The following is a 17,186-nucleotide window of genomic DNA, read 5'->3' as shown; positions in this document are numbered from 1 at the left end:
ATTATAATGTTTACCATCAATAATTCAGTAAAAGACTTTGAATGCAGAAATAATAATTTTACTGCATTCAAAGTCTTTTCCTTATTGAAATTTAGCAGGAAGATTCTGCATGGACAAAATGTGTCCTAAAAAAAGGAGGAATACCAGCTTGGACAGTGACCCAGGCGCGGCGCAGATAGCCGCACAGATTTTATTATTAATTGCTTTAACCTTAATGAATGCATTCTTCGCGGGAGCGGAAATGGCTGTTGTATCAGTCAACAAAAACAGGATCCGGATGCTGGCTGACAGCGGAAATAAGAAGGCAGCTTTGATTCAAAAGCTTTCTGAAGATTCAACCGGCTTTCTTTCAACCATCCAGGTAGCTATAACCTTTGCCGGGTTCTTTTCCAGTGCATCCGCTGCAACAGGAATTTCACAGATACTTGGTGGAAAGATGCTGGCTTTGGGAATCCCCTACAGCCGTAGTATTGCCATGGTGACAGTAACCATTATCCTGTCTTACTTTAACCTGGTATTCGGAGAACTGGTACCGAAACGGATTGCATTGCAAAAGGCGGAATGGTTCAGCTTATTCGCTGTACGTCCTATTTACTTCGTATCAAAAGTCATGGCTCCGTTCATAAGGCTGCTTTCTATGTCAACCAATGGAATCTTAAAGCTTCTTGGCATGAAAACGGATAATCTGGAGGAAGAAATTTCAGAAGAAGAAATTCGATCTATGCTCCAACTGGGTCGGGAAAGCGGAGTGTTCAATAAAATCGAAGAGGAAATGATTACTTCTATATTTCTCTTTGATGATAAAAGAGCCAGAGAAATCATGACCCCCAGACAGGATATGGTGGCAGTGGATATCAAAAATCCCATGGAACTTGTCCTTAATGAGATACTGGACAGCAGACATTCCAGAATTCCAGTTTATGAAGAAGAAATTGATAATATTATCGGTATTTTATCCATGAAGGATTTTATCATAGAAATGAATAAGTATGATCAGGCGGGTATTGATATCCGAACCATCATGCAGAAGCCTTATTTTATACCGGAAAATAAAAAGACAGATGATTTATTTCTGGAAATGAAAAAAAGTAAAACTAAAATGGCCATCCTGGTGGATGAGTACGGAGGAGTTTCCGGTCTTATCACCATGGAGGATTTGATTGAGGAAATTGTAGGGGATATCCCTGATGAATATGATGATTGGGAACCGGAGCTGATAGAAGTGGAACCTAATGTATATAAAGCGGCAGGAAGTATATCCCTGTATGATTTGGATGATGTGCTTCATGAAGAAATTGAAAGCTCCTGTGATACCTTGTCAGGATATCTGATCGAAATACTTGGTTTTATACCAAAGAAATCACAGCTTCCTTTGGAGCTGGAGGATGAAAAGAATCTTTATACCATTTTAGAGATGGAAGATAAAGTAATAAAGAATGCCATTGTCCGGATAAAGGAAAAATAATTTAAAACTGCATAAAAAAGTTGTCCAGCTTAAAGAGCCAGGACAACTTTTTTTGTATGCAGCTGTAAAGTTCTGTACTAGAAGGTCACTTCCAGGTTATCAGTCAGCATTTGGATGAAGGTTTCATGGTCTTTGACCTGAATCAGTTTCTTAATAAATTCCCTGTCCGTGAGCATCATGGTGAGAGGCTCAAAGATTTCATTAAAAATATATCGGTCATTCTTGTTAAAACACATCATGATGATCAGGTAAACAGGCTTGCCGTTCCATGAGACAGGAGAATCTGATATCAAAATATTCAGCCCGGTTTTTTCTGCATGCATTTTCATTGCATGAGGGATTGCAAAGTCATGAAATGCAGTAGATGAAAGTTTTTCACGTGTGTAGATATCTTCCCGGAATGTCTCATCAACATAACCTAACCGATGCATTTTACTGGCCAGATATTCGATTGCATCCCCCTCTGTGTTTAAGTCATTTCTTCTTTCAAAGAATTCAGGGATAATCAGAAGCTCCAAATAATTTTTAAAGGTCGCTTTCCTTTTATTGATTCTTACGGATATAATTTTATTTCTGATCACAGAAATATCCTTGTCCGTAAAAAACATTCCGATATGAACGATGTCCACCCCATAAAAGCTATGAAGAGGAACCGTAGACATTATAAAATCGCATTTAGGAACCTGTTCTAAAGCCGTATCATCCGTTATGATGTTGGTTATCAGCATTTCACAGGAAAAGTGCTGATTGATGGTATCTGTCAGACGTATATTTAAATCATAATAGTTAGGGCAGTATAATATAGCAGTTACTTTTTTATTAAGACTTTTTTGTGCTTCCAGGGTGCTCCCCAGGTGAAAAGTGATATAAGCAATTTCGTCATCATTTATGATGATCCCCGTGCGGTCTTTGATGATTCCGGATAAATATACGGATACATCATAAATTAAAGGACAGGATGTTTTAATTTCTTCTGTTAAAGGATTTTTTGAAAACTGCTGGTTCTTCGATCTTTGAAGTAAATTTCTAATATGAATGGCAAAGCGAATCAGAAATTCAGGCTCCGATAGATCAATATAATAATAAGCATTCACAGACTGAATCATCTCCTCCACCAGGTCAAAGCATTCCTTGCCGATAAAGTCCTCCAGATTTGCAGTGGTTATGCTTTTATAATCAATGGTGGTAGCTCTTGAAATCAGCAGCAGGGCAAGTTCATATATTTCCGCCTCACTATATGTGATATGAAAATGATTTTCCAATTCTTTTGTGACCTGGCTTGCCAGTTCATATTCATGATGCCGTATCTGAGCCAGTTCCTGAACATCCTGAGTATTGATATTGTGATTTTTGATTCTGTCAATGGCTATGGTAATATGCAGTACAATATTGATCAGAGAATAGTCGTTAACAAAATATTGATATTTATCAAAAATATTCAGCAATGTATTTTTTATATATTCAATTTCAATATCAGGAAAAACATGCTGAATTGTTTTTAAACTTACAAAGTTAATGTTGGACTCATCGTATAGAATAGAACTGAGCAAACGGCGTTTGTTCTTTTCCAGTCCATCAATGGACAAATTGTCCTTTTGATTCAAAAGCTTTAAATCAAACTGGCTCAGCTTCTTTTTTACAGCTCCCAGTTCATTTTTTAGTGTGGAATAGCTGATATATATGGAATCACACAAGTCGTATGCGTCAATGCCGGCTTCCTGTTTGATCAGAAGGTTGATAATATAAACCATTCTTTCCTGGGAAGACTGGGGGATGTGAGTGCCGGAGTCATTTAATATTTTTCTTCCGGCCTCTGCTTTTATAGCATATCCCTTCCTGGAAGAGAGGATGGTCTGAGGATGGTTGTCATTGATTTCTGAAATATAATTTTTTATACTTCGCTCCGATACCCCCATTTCAGCAGCTAAAGCAGAAGCAGTCATTTCATTTGTGTGCATCAGCAAGATACGAATCAATTTTAATAGTTTTGGCCCCATAGTAAAATCCTCCTTCTGTCTATTATAAGAGTCTGGAAAGGATTTTTCCACCAAAGTTTTGCACGCTCCATGTGCAAATGTCTGGTGGAATTATTAGTTGAAAAAAGTCATAATGAATACATCAAATACATTGTGAGAGCAAAATGATGTTTTCATGATCTCATAAATCTTATTATACAGATAAAGGAGGATTTTATTTATGTTAAATGTATTACTGGTTTGCGGTTCTGGTGCAAGCTCCGGATTTATGGCAGCTAATATAAGAAAGGCAGCGGCGGCCAAAAAAATGGAGATTAATATTAAGGCCAGAGGAGAAAGTGAAATCGAGAACTATATTGATGAAATTGATGCCCTTATGGTAGGACCTCACCTGGCTTATATCATGGATGAAATAGAGGAATATACAGGTGGAAAGACTGTTAAGGTCATCTTAATGAAGCCGGAGTATTATTCCACATTAAATGGGGATATGGCGTTGGAGCATTTGCTGAGTGAAATGGGCTGAGTGAATAAGGAGGAGGAGAAGGATGAAACAGTTAATTCATTGGTTAGAGCATAGTTTCGCACCAAAGATGAACAAAATTAATAATAATGTATGGGTTACTACTTTAAAAGATTCTATTATGCAGGTGCTTCCATTTATTTTGTTGGGATCAATATTCTGCTTTTTAACAGTCCCCGGAGAAGTCTTTGGCTGGGAGTGGTGGCCAAATTTCTGGACTCCGTTTGGCTGGACAATGGGGCTGTTATCATTATTTGTGGCATTTTTAATACCATTTAACTTAATGGAAAAAAAGCGTTTGCGCAGACAGAGAATTATTGCAGCGCTTTCCGGTGTAGTAGCATTTTTAATTATTATTTCACCTCAGGTGATAAAGGATGGGCAAGCTGGGTTCCAGCATGCATCTTTAGGAGCCGGAGGTATGTTTGTAGCGATTACTGCAGGTGCTTTTACAGGTTTTATTATGGGGATCTTCGGAAAGTTCTCATTTTTTAAAGAGGATTCCGTTATACCTGATTTTGTTAGGGCCTGGTTTGATTTAATGCTGCCGGCTGGAATCATCGTTTGTTCTCTATGGATTTTAGTAGATCTGCTTGGGATTGATCTTTATAATATCTTACTTTCAATATTTATGCCAATCTCCAATGTTATGCAGACTCCTTGGGGATTTGTACTATCTCTTTTGCTTGTTTGTTTTTTATATTCCCTGGGAATTTCAAGCTGGGTTCTTACCCCGGTTTACAAACCGGCAATGCTCATGGCTATTACCGCCAATGTTACCATGGCAGCGGCCGGAACTGCTACCCATGAGACACTAAACCTGGTCACTGATCCCACGGTATACTCTGCTTATTTATGGATCGGCGGAATCGGCTGTACATTGCCGTTAGTAATTATGCTCATATTTGCAAAGAGCAATAAATTGAGAGCACTCGGACGTGCCTGTTTCGTACCTGCAATTTTTAATATTAACGAGCCGGTCGTATTCGGATGCATTGCATGGAATCCAATTATGATGATTCCCATGTGGCTGATGGGTATTATACTTCCTACGGTAGTCTGGATTTTTACAAAAGTAATTCCATTTGCACCGATTCCTACCAGGGTGTTTGATATGTGGTATTGTCCATTTCCTATTTCCACATGGCTGACAACAGGAAGTATCAAAGGTGTTATTTTAATGGCTGTCTGTGCATTGATCTCAACTGTCATATGGTATCCTTTTTTCCGTATCTATGACAACCAGGAGACAGAAGCAGAGAAAAAAGCTGAGGAAAAGAAATAAGTAATAAGAAGGGTGATTAAACATGGATGAAAAAACACTAGAATCTGCAATGAGCATCATTATGAATGCGGGAGATGCACGTTTACTGTGCAAAGAAGCATTAACAGCCATTGCCGATCAGGATTTTATTTTAGCCAATGAAAAAATGAAGGACGCGCAGAAAAAGATTACTGAGGCACACCGGATCCAGACAGATGCCATTCAGGGAGAAACAAGAGGAGAAAAAACAGAGTATTCATTGATTTTCGCCCATGCACAGGATACATTAATGACCATATACAGTGAAATCAATATTGCAAAGCAAATGATCAAAATCTTTGAAAGCTGGGAAAAGCGTTTGAAACGCCTGGAAAATCAGGAATAAATTCATAAAATCGGGAAGGAAGGGAGAACATCATGAATAAAGTACCAAAAGGTTTCCCATCAAACTTTATGTGGGGAGGTGCGGTAGCGGCAAATCAGCTGGAAGGTGCTTTTGACCTGGACGGCAAAGGCCTATGCCTGGCAGATATTAACGAGTTTCAAAAAGATCTTCCCATTGAAAAGCGTTCCAATGGGGAAATAACCAGATCGTATATAGAAGAAGCCTTACAAAGCAATGATAAAAATTTCCCCAAAAGGAGAGGCATTGATTTTTACCATACCTATCCTGAGGATTTAAAAATGCTGGCTGATCTGGGATTAAAAACATTCAGAACTTCCATTAACTGGGCAAGAATATATCCAAACGGAGATGATGGTCAGCCAAATGAGAAGGGGCTTGAATTTTATGATAAGTTATTTGATGAGATCATTAAAAATGGCATGGAGCCAATGATCACCATTTCTCATTATGAGATGCCTCTTCACTTAACCACTGCATATAAAGGCTGGTATTCCAGAGAGACCATTGATTTTTTCGTAAAGTATTGCAGAACCGTATTCGACCGGTATGCAGGTAAGGTAAAGTACTGGATTATTGTCAATCAAATTAATTTGATCGGCCATGAGTCCTTTAATCACCTTGGAGTCGCGGAAGACACGGTTGATGATCTCCGTTCTGCAAAATATCAGGCAGTCCATCATGAGATGGTGGCATGTGCCAGGGCCACAAAATATGCACATGAAAAACATCCTGAAATGCAGATCGGCATGATGCTGTGCGGCGGGCCGGAGTATGCTGCCACATGCAAGTCCGAGGATGTGTTGGCAACATTGAAACACAATCAGATGGAGTATTTTTTTGCTGATGTATTGCTCCGGGGATATTATCCCGGCTATGCATACCGTTTCTTTGAGGATTGGAATATTAAGCTTACATTTGAAGACAGTGATGAAGAGGATTTAAAAAATACGGCTGACTTTTTCTCATTTTCCTATTATTATACTCAGATATGTTCAAAGGAGAGTTATGAGAATGGAAATGAGGCATACAGGAATAAGCAGCTGCCGGCAAATCCGTGGGGATGGACCATCGATCCTATTGGACTCAGGATCTTATTAAATGAATTTTATGACAGATATCAAAAGCCTATTTATATAACCGAAAATGGAGTGGGATACTACGATGAAGTGGAAAATGGAGAAATTCATGATTCTTACAGAGTGAACTATCTCCGGGCCCATATTGAGCAGATGAAGGAAGCCATTCGCGACGGGGTAGATCTAAGAGGCTATTATGCATGGGGGCCGATCGATATTATTTCCTGCTCTTCCTGTGAGATGAGCAAACGTTATGGTTTTATTTATGTAGATTATGACGATTATGGAAATGGAACAGGAAAAAGAATTAAAAAGGACAGTTATGCATGGATGAAAAAAGTGATTGCATCGGGCGGTGAGGATCTGGCTTAACAGGAGGTGCTTTGTGAAGCAGTTTGAATTTGTAGTTCAGGATGCTATGGGGATTCATGCCAGGCCGGCAGCAGATATGGCTGCAGCAGCTAAAAAGTTTATCTCTCATATCTTATTAAAAAAAGAAGAGATGGAAGCCGATCTAAAAAATCCTCTTGCTATTATGAGATTAGCAGTCAGACAGAAAGAACGGGTAACAATAACAGCCACTGGAGATGATGAAAACCAGGCGATTGAGCAGTTGAAAGATCTGATAGCAAACATTGGATTATCCCAAGACCGCTGAATTCCATGAAGGTAAGGAAGTACGCTTGACAATGATCCTCCAAATTGATAAAATATAAACTGAAACTATATCAATTACAGATCAAGGAAGTTCGATTCGCCAAGTGGTACATCGAACGGCTGATTTTCTAAGCATCGTCGGCACTATGTTTGACTTCGCTAAGAAAATTATATCTATGAAATAGGGGATTCGTATGACAAGTGAGTTTGCAGTAGCGGTTCATGGAGTAGTTTATTTAAACCAGAGGAAGGTCACCATTTCCAGTGAGGAACTGGCTTCCAATGTATGCACCAATCCTGCCCGGGTAAGAAAGGTGATGGCAAAATTAAAAAAAGCCGGAATAATCACAACGAAGGAAGGGCTGGAGGGCGGCTATCATTTTGGCAAAGATTCCTCAGAAGTAAATTTAAGAAGCATTTGTGATGCTTTGGATGTTACCTTTGTATCCTCTTCCTGGAAATCCGGTAATGTAGATACCCCTTGTATGATTGCTTCTGGTATGTCAGGAGTCATGGATGAAATTTATGGGGATTTAAATGAACTTTGCAGAAGAAGAATGGAAGAGATCACTATAAAAGATATTCAGGAAAAACTAATCAGGAATCGTCATGATTCTAAAGCATGATTTTCTCTATGAAAGAAAATCAGCTGTTGGCTGAACCTTTCAGTAAAACTTCTTTTAAATAAGGCAGGGAATGATAATTAAAGCATTCCCTGTCTTATTTTGTGTTTAAACTTGATTTCGCAATAAGAATCATTTATGATGAAATAAAACAAAGGTGCCTGCAAATCTGGAGGAATGTATGATCAGAACGGTTAAAATTGAAGAAATAACGAATAACGTAAAAGAAATGTGCATAGAAGCCAACCATGTGCTGTCAAGTGATATGGAGAAGGTATTTCTTAAGGCAGTGGATGAAGAAACCTCACCCCTCGGCAGACAGGTGCTCTGCCAGCTGAAGGAGAACTTAAAGATAGCGGGAGAAGATATGATCCCCATTTGCCAGGACACTGGGATGGCAGTTATATTTGTAAGGATAGGACAGGACGTACATATAGAAGGCGGAAACCTTACCGATGCAATCAATCAGGGAGTAAGAGAAGGGTATATAGAAGGGTATTTAAGAAAGTCTGTGGTGGAGCCGGTGGAGCGGATAAATACAAAAGATAATACCCCTGCAGTCATCCATTATGAAGTTGTGAGCGGAGATCAGATAGATATAACAGTTGCTCCCAAAGGGTTTGGAAGTGAAAACATGAGCCGCATATTCATGTTAAAGCCCTCGGATGGATTGGAAGGGATCAAGGATTCCATATTAAACGCAGTTAAGGAAGCCGGACCAAATGCATGTCCTCCCATGGTGGTTGGAGTAGGAATTGGCGGAACGTTTGAAAAATGTGCCCAGTTAGCCAAGCAGGCATTGACCAGGGATATTGAGAAACGATCCTCTATTCCCTATGTAAAAGACTTAGAATCTGAGATGCTTGAGAAAATCAACAAGCTTGGAATCGGGCCTGGAGGTCTGGGGGGAAGGATCACCGCCCTGGCCGTAAATATTGAAACCTATCCGACTCACATAGCTGGGCTGCCTGTGGCAGTTAACATCTGTTGTCATGTAAACAGACATGCACACAGGGTCATATAATGATTGGAGCAAAGAATGGAGGAGACCATGGATCATCACATAAAGGTACCGATCAGCAGGGAAGATGCAAAGAACTTAAGTGCAGGAGATTACGTTTATCTGACTGGGACCATTTATACTGCACGGGATGCCGCTCATAAAAGAATGAAAGAAGCTTTGGACCAAAAGGGAAGTCTTCCCTTTGATATAGAAGGAAATATGATTTATTATATGGGACCATCCCCAGCCAGGGAAGGACGCCCCATCGGTTCCGCCGGACCGACCACAGCCAGCCGCATGGATAAGTACACGCCCCTTCTTCTGGATATGGGAATGGGAGGAATGATCGGAAAGGGGAAAAGAAGCAAAGAAGTCATAGAGGCCATTGTAAGAAACGAGTCCGTTTATTTTGCAGCGGTGGGAGGAGCCGGAGCTCTTCTTTCTAAATGCATCCTTTCCTCTGAAGTAATTGCTTATGAAGATTTAGGAACAGAGGCTATAAGGCGTCTGGAAATCAAAGACTTCCCAGTGATAGTTGTCATAGACAGCAAAGGAAACAATTTATATGAAACAGCCATAGAAAGATACAGGGAGGATTAAAAATATGAATCGTATCTTCTATATGGTAGTAAGAAATCTTTTTCGTGTTCCTGTATGGTTTTACCGTATATGGAAGATGGGCCTTCCGAAGGATACTCATACCGATGAGCAGCGCTATGATTATCTCCGTCATGTAGTGAAAACGGTAAATAAAACAGGGCGCATTAAGGTTGAGGTTCAGGGAGTTGAGAATCTGCCCGCTGAAAATGGTTTTATCCTGTTTCCCAACCATCAGGGATTGTTTGATGTACTGGCTCTTATGGAAGCCTGCCCCCAACCTTTTAGTGTAGTTGTAAAAAAAGAAGCCGCCAGACTTATTTTAGTAAAGCAGGTAATCAAGGCATTAGATGGCTTTTCCATAGACCGCCAGGACATCAGGGCTTCTATGGAAATCATAACTAAGATGGCGGAAAAGGTAAAAATGGGAAAGAACTTTGCAATCTTCCCAGAGGGAACCCGTAGCCGTGAAGGAAATAAGCTGCTGGCATTTAAGGGAGGAACTTTTAAAAGCGCCGTAAATGCCAAATGTCCCATCGTGCCGGTTGCACTGATTGATTGTTTCAAACCCTTTGATGAGAACTCTTCCAGAAAACAAACCGTGCAGGTTTGCTTCTTAAAGCCGCTTTATGCGGAAGATTATCAGAAGATGAAAACCATCCAGATAGCGGAAATGGTACATGACAAAATACAGGAAGAAATAAATCAAAAAATAGGTTGACAAGTCGAATTATATCTTGTATAATTGTCAATGCGTCTGGAAAAGTTTTTACTTGAAAGACCAATCATATGGAAATTATGAACTACGGAGAAATACTCAAGAGGCCGAAGAGGCGCCCCTGCTAAGGGTGTAGGTCGGGCAACCGGCGCGAGGGTTCAAATCCCTCTTTCTCCGCTCATTTCCAAGTGATTATTTTTTACTTCAAGGCAGTGAAAAAAGTAGTTGACATAGAAATAAAGATGTGTTACTATATACCAGCTGTCGAAAAGCAGTGAAAAAATAAAAATAAAAAAAGTGTTGACAGAACAGAAACGCTGTGATAGAATAAATGAGTTGCTGTTAAGAAAGCAGGACAACACGAAGCACCTTGAAAACAGAAGATTGAACAGTATGTAAAACCCTGAAAATTCTAATAAAACAAGCCATGTTTGATGGCTTTGAATGAGAAAATTTCAGAACGAATACAAGCAATTGTATACGAACCAAACAACAAGTAAAACGGGAAATAAATTAGCTAGTTAGTTGATTTTGACCCCGGATTGAACACCATTTAATTTGAGAGTTCGATCCTGGCTCAGGATGAACGCTGGCGGCGTGCTTAACACATGCAAGTCGAGCGAAGCGATTTCAAGGAAGTTTTCGGACGGAATTGAAATTGACTGAGCGGCGGACGGGTGAGTAACGCGTGGGTAACCTGCCTCATACAGGGGGATAACAGTTGGAAACGACTGCTAATACCGCATAAGCACACAGTGCCGCATGGTACGGTGTGAAAAACTCCGGTGGTATGAGATGGACCCGCGTCTGATTAGGTAGTTGGTGAGGTAACGGCCCACCAAGCCGACGATCAGTAGCCGACCTGAGAGGGTGACCGGCCACATTGGGACTGAGACACGGCCCAAACTCCTACGGGAGGCAGCAGTGGGGAATATTGGACAATGGGGGAAACCCTGATCCAGCGACGCCGCGTGAGTGAAGAAGTATTTCGGTATGTAAAGCTCTATCAGCAGGGAAGAAAATGACGGTACCTGACTAAGAAGCCCCGGCTAACTACGTGCCAGCAGCCGCGGTAATACGTAGGGGGCAAGCGTTATCCGGATTTACTGGGTGTAAAGGGAGCGTAGACGGCACTGCAAGTCTGGAGTGAAAGCCCGGGGCTCAACCCCGGGACTGCTTTGGAAACTGTGGTGCTAGAGTGCAGGAGAGGTAAGTGGAATTCCTAGTGTAGCGGTGAAATGCGTAGATATTAGGAGGAACACCAGTGGCGAAGGCGGCTTACTGGACTGTAACTGACGTTGAGGCTCGAAAGCGTGGGGAGCAAACAGGATTAGATACCCTGGTAGTCCACGCCGTAAACGATGAATACTAGGTGTTGGGGAGCAAAGCTCTTCGGTGCCGCCGCTAACGCAATAAGTATTCCACCTGGGGAGTACGTTCGCAAGAATGAAACTCAAAGGAATTGACGGGGACCCGCACAAGCGGTGGAGCATGTGGTTTAATTCGAAGCAACGCGAAGAACCTTACCAAGTCTTGACATCGGAATGACCGGGATGTAACGATCCCTTCCCTTCGGGGCATTCCAGACAGGTGGTGCATGGTTGTCGTCAGCTCGTGTCGTGAGATGTTGGGTTAAGTCCCGCAACGAGCGCAACCCTTATCCTTAGTAGCCAGCAAGTCAAGTTGGGCACTCTGGGGAGACTGCCAGGGATAACCTGGAGGAAGGTGGGGATGACGTCAAATCATCATGCCCCTTATGATTTGGGCTACACACGTGCTACAATGGCGTAAACAAAGGGAGGCAAAGGAGCGATCTGGAGCAAACCCCAAAAATAACGTCTCAGTTCGGATTGTAGTCTGCAACTCGACTACATGAAGCTGGAATCGCTAGTAATCGCGGATCAGAATGCCGCGGTGAATACGTTCCCGGGTCTTGTACACACCGCCCGTCACACCATGGGAGTTGGTAACGCCCGAAGTCAGTGACCCAACCGTAAGGAGGGAGCTGCCGAAGGCGGGACTGATAACTGGGGTGAAGTCGTAACAAGGTAGCCGTATCGGAAGGTGCGGCTGGATCACCTCCTTTCTAAGGAAGAAGAAGTAAGGGTTTTATATACTGTTGAGTCTTATGTTTCAAAGTTCCGTAATGTGTAACCTTGCGAACAAGTTCGCCCGGTCGCGGCTGCGCCGCTTATACAACAGAATACAAATGTGCTTATGAAAGCAAGCTTTCAACACACATTTCCATTCCGTTGTGCACGCATTACTAGTAAGACACGAAATTTCTGGTGCCGATGCGCTTAGGGGAGACACCCGTTCCCATCCCGAACACGATGGTTAAGACTTAAGCGGCCGATGGTACTATGCTGGAGACGGCATGGGAGAGCAGGTGGGTGCCAGATTACTTAAAAAAATCACTCAAATGAGTGTTTTATATAGAACGGACATGTTCCAATGGGCGGAGGGAAAAGCGAAGCCTGTGTTAAAGAATGTGTTAACCTGATTCAGCAGGGCAGTGCTGTTTTATATAGCTGGTTTTTACCAGTGATTCGTGGGTTCGAGTCCATCGAGCAAGCGAATGACTGATAAACTTCAGTCAGATGATGCCAAAGGAAAGCATTTAATGTTTCTGATGACGTCTTGTATGTACCTTGAAAACCACATATTGAAATATATCTAGATTAGTTTTTATATGTCAAAGTATAAAAACATAATCAAGACATCCGAGGTGTTACATCGCAAGATGTAACCAAACAAAACTCGTTAAAGTAACCGTAACGTACGGTGAAATAACAAACCTAAGACCAGAGATACAACGCTATGTATCTTAGATTAGTAGCCCGCACCCGCAGGTGAACATCGAATTGGTTAAGCTAATAAGAGCGCAGGGTGGATGCCTTGGCACTAAGAGCCGATGAAAGACGTGATAAGCTGCGAAAAGCTTCGGGGAGGAGCAAATATCCTTTGATCCGGAGATATCTGAATGGGGAAACCCAGCTGAGCAAACCTCAGTTGTCGTATGGTGAATCCATAGCCATACGTCGGGAACCCGGGGAACTGAAACATCTAAGTACCCGGAGGAAAAGAAAGAAAACTCGATTTCCAAAGTAGCGGCGAGCGAAATGGAAGGAGCCTAAACCAGTATGCGTGCATACTGGGGTTATGGACTGCAATAAGTGAGACGATTTGTTACCAGAACGGTCCTGGAAAGACCGGCCATAGAAAGTGAAAGCCTTGTATGGGAAAGCAATAGTCAGCGAGCAGGATCCAAAGTACCACGAGACACGAGAAACCTTGTGGGAATTCGGGGGGACCACCCCCCAAGGCTAAATACTACTTAGTGACCGATAGCGCATAGTACTGTGAAGGAAAGGTGAAAAGGACCCCGGGAGGGGAGTGAAAGAGAACCTGAAACCCTGTGTTTACAAGCTGTGGAACCACGTTAAAGGTGGAACCGCGTACTTTTTGTAGAACGGTCCGGCGAGTTACCGTTACTGGCAAGGTTAAGCACTTAAGGTGCGGAGCCGAAGGGAAACCAAGTCTTAATAGGGCGTTAAGTCAGTAAAGGTAGACCCGAAACCGGGTGATCTACCCATGTCCAGGTTGAAGTTTCCGTAAAAGGAAATGGAGGACCGAACGCACATCCGTTGAAAAGGGTGGCGATGAGGTGTGGGTAGGGGAGAAATTCCAATCGAACCCGGAGATAGCTGGTTCTCCTCGAAATAGCTTTAGGGCTAGCCTCGTATTAGTCTGCCGGAGGTAGAGCACTGAATTTCCTAGGGGGCGTCAAAGCTTACCAAAGAATATCAAACTCCGAATGCCGGCCAGATGATGTACGGGAGTCAGACTGCACGAGATAAGTTGGGTAGTCAAAAGGGAAAGAGCCCAGACCACCAGCTAAGGTCCCAAAGTGCGTGTTAAGTGGAAAAGGATGTGGGATTTCACAGACAACTAGGATGTTGGCTTAGAAGCAGCCACACATTCAAAGAGTGCGTAATAGCTCACTAGTCGAGAGGTCCTGCGCCGAAAATGTCCGGGGCTAAAACACGACACCGAAGCTGTGGAATGTATCGTAAGATACATTGGTAGAGGAGCATTCTTAACGCACAGAAGCATTACCGTAAGGAGATGTGGAGTGTTAAGAAGAGAGAATGCCGGAATGAGTAGCGAGATGGAGGTGAGAATCCTCCAGGCCGAATATCTAAGGTTTCCAGAGTAAAGCTGATCTGCTCTGGGTAAGTCGGGGCCTAAGGCGAGGTCGAAAGACGTAGTCGATGGACAACAGGTTGAAATTCCTGTACCGCATATCATCAGAACTGTGGGGACACAGAACCGAAGAAGAACCCGGGAATGAAAAGACCGGGGCAAGCACTGGACTGGCTGGAATGGCAAATCCACCCAGCAACAGGAAGGTGTGACGCGTACCGAACACAAGTAGGGAAGTCTTCGTAGGGGCTGTCAAGAAAAGCCGCTATTGTGTGATATGTGCCCGTACCGTAAACCGACACAGGTGGATGAGGAGAGAATCCTAAGGCCGGCGGGAGAAGCATTGTTAAGGAACTCGGCAAAATGACCCCGTAACTTCGGGATAAGGGGTGCCTGGGAAACCAGGCCGCAGAGAATAGGCTCAAGCAACTGTTTAGCAAAAACACAGGTCTATGCAAAACCGAAAGGTGAGGTATATGGGCTGACGCCTGCCCGGTGCTGGAAGGTTACGAGGAGGGGTTAGCGGCAACGCGAAGCTCTGAATTTAAGCCCCAGTAAACGGCGGCCGTAACTATAACGGTCCTAAGGTAGCGAAATTCCTTGTCGGGTAAGTTCCGACCCGCACGAAAGGCGTAATGATTTGAGCGCTGTCTCAACAATGCACCCGGTGAAATTGAAGTACCAGTGAAGATGCTGGTTACCTGCGCCAGGACGGAAAGACCCCATGGAGCTTTACTCCAGCTTGATACTGGGATTCGGTACTGCATGTACAGGATAGGTGGGAGGCAGTGAAGATAGGACGCCAGTCTTATCAGAGCCGATGTTGGGATACCACCCTTGCGGTATTGGATTTCTAACCTGCAGCCATGACCTGGCTGGGGGACAATGTCAGGCGGGGAGTTTGACTGGGGCGGTCGCCTCCGAAAGGGTATCGGAGGCGCTCAAAGGTTCCCTCAGAATGGACGGAAACCATTCGAAGAGTGCAAAGGCATAAGGGAGCTTGACTGCGACACCGACGGGTGGAGCAGGTAGGAAACTAGGACTTAGTGATCCGGTGGTATAAAGTGGGATTGCCATCGCTCAACGGATAAAAGCTACCCTGGGGATAACAGGCTTATCACTCCCAAGAGTTCACATCGACGGAGTGGTTTGGCACCTCGATGTCGGCTCATCGCATCCTGGGGCTGTAGTAGGTCCCAAGGGTTGGGCTGTTCGCCCATTAAAGCGGTACGCGAGCTGGGTTCAGAACGTCGTGAGACAGTTCGGTCCCTATCCGGCGTGGGCGTAGGATATTTGAGAGGAGCTGTCCTTAGTACGAGAGGACCGGGATGGACTGACCTCTGGTGTATCTGTTGGCTATCAAGGCCATGGCAGAGTAGCCAAGTCGGGAAGGGATAAACGCTGAAGGCATCTAAGCGTGAAGCCCCCCTCAAGATGAGATATCCCATCGCAAGAGTAAGACCCCTTGAAGACGACGAGGTAGATAGGGCAGAGGTGGAAGCATGGCAACATGTGTAGCTGACTGTCACTAATAGGTCGAGGGCTTAACCAGGTTGGTTTAGGTAAGAGGAAAGAACGGATGAAGATAGATATGTAGCAATGTGTGGTTTTGAGGGTATATGCAACAGCCTTCAAAAAGGTTTGGCCTGGTGGCTCAGCTGGTTAGAGCGCCGCCCTGTCACGGCGGAGGTCGTGGGTTCGAATCCCATCCGGGTCGTTTGATAACTGAATTTTGTATATGGGATCTTAGCTCAGCTGGGAGAGCATCTGCCTTACAAGCAGAGGGTCATAGGTTCGAGCCCTATAGGTCCCATTCAGTATGCATAGCAACACGCATGAGAAGATTTGTGCCGATGTGGCTCAATTGGCAGAGCAGCTGATTTGTAATCAGCAGGTTATCGGTTCGAGTCCGATCATCGGCTTGCATCACTTTAATAAAATATGGATGGGTTCCCGAGTGGCCAAAGGGGGCAGACTGTAAATCTGTTGCGACACGCTTCGATGGTTCGAATCCATCTCCATCCATTTAGTGATTAAAATCTTAATCACTGCATATACTATAATTGAATAACGCGGGGTGGAGCAGTCTGGAAGCTCGTCGGGCTCATAACCCGAAGGTCGCAGGTTCAAATCCTGCCCCCGCAATTTTTTTTGACTAATTTTTCAAAAACGTGTACGAATGAAAGTACATAGGCCCAGATAGCTCAGTTGGTAGAGCAGAGGACTGAAAATCCTCGTGTCGCTGGTTCGATTCCGGCTTTGGGCATATGGGATACTAGCTCAGGTGGTAGAGCACTTGACTTTTAATCAAGTTGTCCGGGGTTCGAGTCCCCGGTGTCTCATGACAAGCCTTGAAACAGAAATGTTTCAGGGCTTTTTATTTGCTATGATTATTCATCAAATTCCACAATCACATAATATCCCCGGTCATTGTGTTTTATTTCTTTTACAATGCCGTGATCAGATTTGATCCGGTCTCGTCCCACGTAACAGCCGGACATGGCCACTGCAGGGTCTATGATATAGCTATAGCTGCTGGTTCCCTCCCTTTCTATGATCTGAACTTCATCTCCGGCTTTAACCAGACCGGGACGCTCCATCTTAAATTCGATTAATCTCATGATATAACCATCTCCTTTTTCATTTCCAAAATTATATTATAGCGCTGTGAG

At 43.4% G+C, this 17,186-nt stretch carries 12 protein-coding genes, 8 tRNA genes and 3 rRNA genes; 21 read left to right on the top strand and 2 right to left on the bottom strand.

All coding sequences use genetic code 11. The features are described from left to right. The first annotated feature begins 148 nt into the window (after positions 1–148). Positions 149–1,465, top strand: coding sequence for a hemolysin family protein (locus tag H171_RS19410; protein ID WP_186802664.1), 1,317 nt, complete (start codon positions 149–151; stop codon positions 1,463–1,465). 77 nt (positions 1,466–1,542) lie between these two features. Here H171_RS19410 and H171_RS19405 read toward each other — a convergent pair whose 3' ends face one another. Beyond that, positions 1,543–3,462 (bottom strand): BglG family transcription antiterminator, encoded by a 1,920-nt coding sequence (locus H171_RS19405; protein ID WP_100306589.1) that lies wholly within the window; start codon positions 3,460–3,462, stop codon positions 1,543–1,545. Positions 3,463–3,661: 199 nt separating this feature from the next. On the opposite strand from H171_RS19405, the gene H171_RS19400 reads away from it, so the two are divergent. From H171_RS19400 to H171_RS19305, 20 genes are all read left to right on the top strand, one after another. Next, positions 3,662–3,967 carry a PTS sugar transporter subunit IIB gene (locus tag H171_RS19400; RefSeq protein ID WP_100306588.1) on the top strand — a complete coding sequence of 102 codons (306 nt, stop codon included), beginning with the start codon at positions 3,662–3,664 and terminating at the stop codon, positions 3,965–3,967. 22 nt (positions 3,968–3,989) lie between these two features. Further along, complete coding sequence (locus H171_RS19395) at positions 3,990–5,249, top strand: PTS sugar transporter subunit IIC (RefSeq protein ID WP_100306587.1); 1,260 nt, start codon at positions 3,990–3,992, stop codon at positions 5,247–5,249. Positions 5,250–5,271: 22 nt separating this feature from the next. Then, positions 5,272–5,613 carry a PTS lactose/cellobiose transporter subunit IIA gene (locus H171_RS19390; protein WP_038285086.1) on the top strand — a complete coding sequence of 114 codons (342 nt, stop codon included), beginning with the start codon at positions 5,272–5,274 and terminating at the stop codon, positions 5,611–5,613. A gap of 32 nt (positions 5,614–5,645) precedes the next feature. Then, positions 5,646–7,082 carry a glycoside hydrolase family 1 protein gene (locus tag H171_RS19385; RefSeq protein ID WP_100306586.1) on the top strand — a complete coding sequence of 479 codons (1,437 nt, stop codon included), beginning with the start codon at positions 5,646–5,648 and terminating at the stop codon, positions 7,080–7,082. 13 nt (positions 7,083–7,095) lie between these two features. Further along, positions 7,096–7,368 carry an HPr family phosphocarrier protein gene (locus tag H171_RS19380; protein ID WP_100306585.1) on the top strand — a complete coding sequence of 91 codons (273 nt, stop codon included), beginning with the start codon at positions 7,096–7,098 and terminating at the stop codon, positions 7,366–7,368. 193 nt (positions 7,369–7,561) lie between these two features. After that, positions 7,562–7,993, top strand: a complete 432-nt coding sequence (locus tag H171_RS19375; RefSeq protein WP_100306584.1) for an RrF2 family transcriptional regulator — start codon at positions 7,562–7,564, stop codon at positions 7,991–7,993. A gap of 178 nt (positions 7,994–8,171) precedes the next feature. Beyond that, the gene (locus H171_RS19370) at positions 8,172–9,014 is read left to right on the top strand and encodes a fumarate hydratase (RefSeq protein WP_100306583.1); all 843 of its coding nucleotides are present in this window, start codon (positions 8,172–8,174) and stop codon (positions 9,012–9,014) included. 27 nt (positions 9,015–9,041) lie between these two features. After that, positions 9,042–9,593, top strand: coding sequence for a Fe-S-containing hydro-lyase (locus H171_RS19365; protein WP_100307591.1), 552 nt, complete (start codon positions 9,042–9,044; stop codon positions 9,591–9,593). 4 nt (positions 9,594–9,597) lie between these two features. Further along, positions 9,598–10,311 (top strand): lysophospholipid acyltransferase family protein, encoded by a 714-nt coding sequence (locus H171_RS19360; RefSeq protein ID WP_100306582.1) that lies wholly within the window; start codon positions 9,598–9,600, stop codon positions 10,309–10,311. Between the two features lie 86 nt (positions 10,312–10,397). Next, positions 10,398–10,485: transfer RNA gene (locus H171_RS19355), tRNA-Ser, on the top strand. A gap of 377 nt (positions 10,486–10,862) precedes the next feature. Then, positions 10,863–12,394, top strand: a 16S ribosomal RNA gene (locus H171_RS19350). A gap of 198 nt (positions 12,395–12,592) precedes the next feature. Then, a 5S ribosomal RNA gene (rrf, locus tag H171_RS19345) occupies positions 12,593–12,710 on the top strand. 464 nt (positions 12,711–13,174) lie between these two features. Beyond that, positions 13,175–16,066: ribosomal RNA gene (locus H171_RS19340) — 23S ribosomal RNA — on the top strand. Together the 16S, 23S and 5S rRNA genes with 8 tRNA genes alongside form the textbook arrangement of a ribosomal RNA operon. A 91-nt stretch (positions 16,067–16,157) precedes the next feature. After that, a tRNA-Asp gene (locus H171_RS19335) sits at positions 16,158–16,231 on the top strand. 23 nt (positions 16,232–16,254) lie between these two features. Then, a tRNA-Val gene (locus H171_RS19330) sits at positions 16,255–16,327 on the top strand. 36 nt (positions 16,328–16,363) lie between these two features. Further along, positions 16,364–16,436 (top strand) — tRNA-Thr (locus tag H171_RS19325). Between the two features lie 21 nt (positions 16,437–16,457). Beyond that, positions 16,458–16,539 (top strand) — tRNA-Tyr (locus tag H171_RS19320). Between the two features lie 46 nt (positions 16,540–16,585). Next, positions 16,586–16,659, top strand: a tRNA-Met gene (locus H171_RS19315). A gap of 48 nt (positions 16,660–16,707) precedes the next feature. After that, a tRNA-Phe gene (locus H171_RS19310) sits at positions 16,708–16,780 on the top strand. Between the two features lie 3 nt (positions 16,781–16,783). Continuing rightward, positions 16,784–16,856: transfer RNA gene (locus tag H171_RS19305), tRNA-Lys, on the top strand. A 48-nt stretch (positions 16,857–16,904) separates the two neighbouring features. Here the strand turns inward: H171_RS19305 and H171_RS19300 are convergent. Continuing rightward, a complete protein-coding gene (locus tag H171_RS19300; protein WP_025230668.1) occupies positions 16,905–17,135 on the bottom strand; it encodes a hypothetical protein in 231 nt (76 codons plus the stop codon). Positions 17,136–17,186 lie beyond the last annotated feature (51 nt).

The organism is [Clostridium] celerecrescens 18A (assembly GCF_002797975.1).
Lineage (GTDB): Bacteria > Bacillota > Clostridia > Lachnospirales > Lachnospiraceae > Lacrimispora > Lacrimispora celerecrescens.
Note: the sequence above shows the minus strand (reverse complement) of the source record. Positions and strands in the feature narration are given on the sequence as shown.

What these genes read in the sequence shown, in the direction of transcription:
- H171_RS19365 (WP_100307591.1), top strand. Translation starts at nt 9,042, where the DNA reads ATGGATCATCACATAAAGGTACCGATCAGCAGGGAAGATGCAAAGAAC.
- H171_RS19385 (WP_100306586.1), top strand. Translation starts at nt 5,646, where the DNA reads ATGAATAAAGTACCAAAAGGTTTCCCATCAAACTTTATGTGGGGAGGT.
- H171_RS19405 (WP_100306589.1), bottom strand. Translation starts at nt 3,462, where the DNA reads ATGGGGCCAAAACTATTAAAATTGATTCGTATCTTGCTGATGCACACA.
- H171_RS19360 (WP_100306582.1), top strand. Translation starts at nt 9,598, where the DNA reads ATGAATCGTATCTTCTATATGGTAGTAAGAAATCTTTTTCGTGTTCCT.
- H171_RS19395 (WP_100306587.1), top strand. Translation starts at nt 3,990, where the DNA reads ATGAAACAGTTAATTCATTGGTTAGAGCATAGTTTCGCACCAAAGATG.
- H171_RS19390 (WP_038285086.1), top strand. Translation starts at nt 5,272, where the DNA reads ATGGATGAAAAAACACTAGAATCTGCAATGAGCATCATTATGAATGCG.
- H171_RS19300 (WP_025230668.1), bottom strand. Translation starts at nt 17,135, where the DNA reads ATGAGATTAATCGAATTTAAGATGGAGCGTCCCGGTCTGGTTAAAGCC.
- H171_RS19370 (WP_100306583.1), top strand. Translation starts at nt 8,172, where the DNA reads ATGATCAGAACGGTTAAAATTGAAGAAATAACGAATAACGTAAAAGAA.
- H171_RS19400 (WP_100306588.1), top strand. Translation starts at nt 3,662, where the DNA reads ATGTTAAATGTATTACTGGTTTGCGGTTCTGGTGCAAGCTCCGGATTT.
- H171_RS19375 (WP_100306584.1), top strand. Translation starts at nt 7,562, where the DNA reads ATGACAAGTGAGTTTGCAGTAGCGGTTCATGGAGTAGTTTATTTAAAC.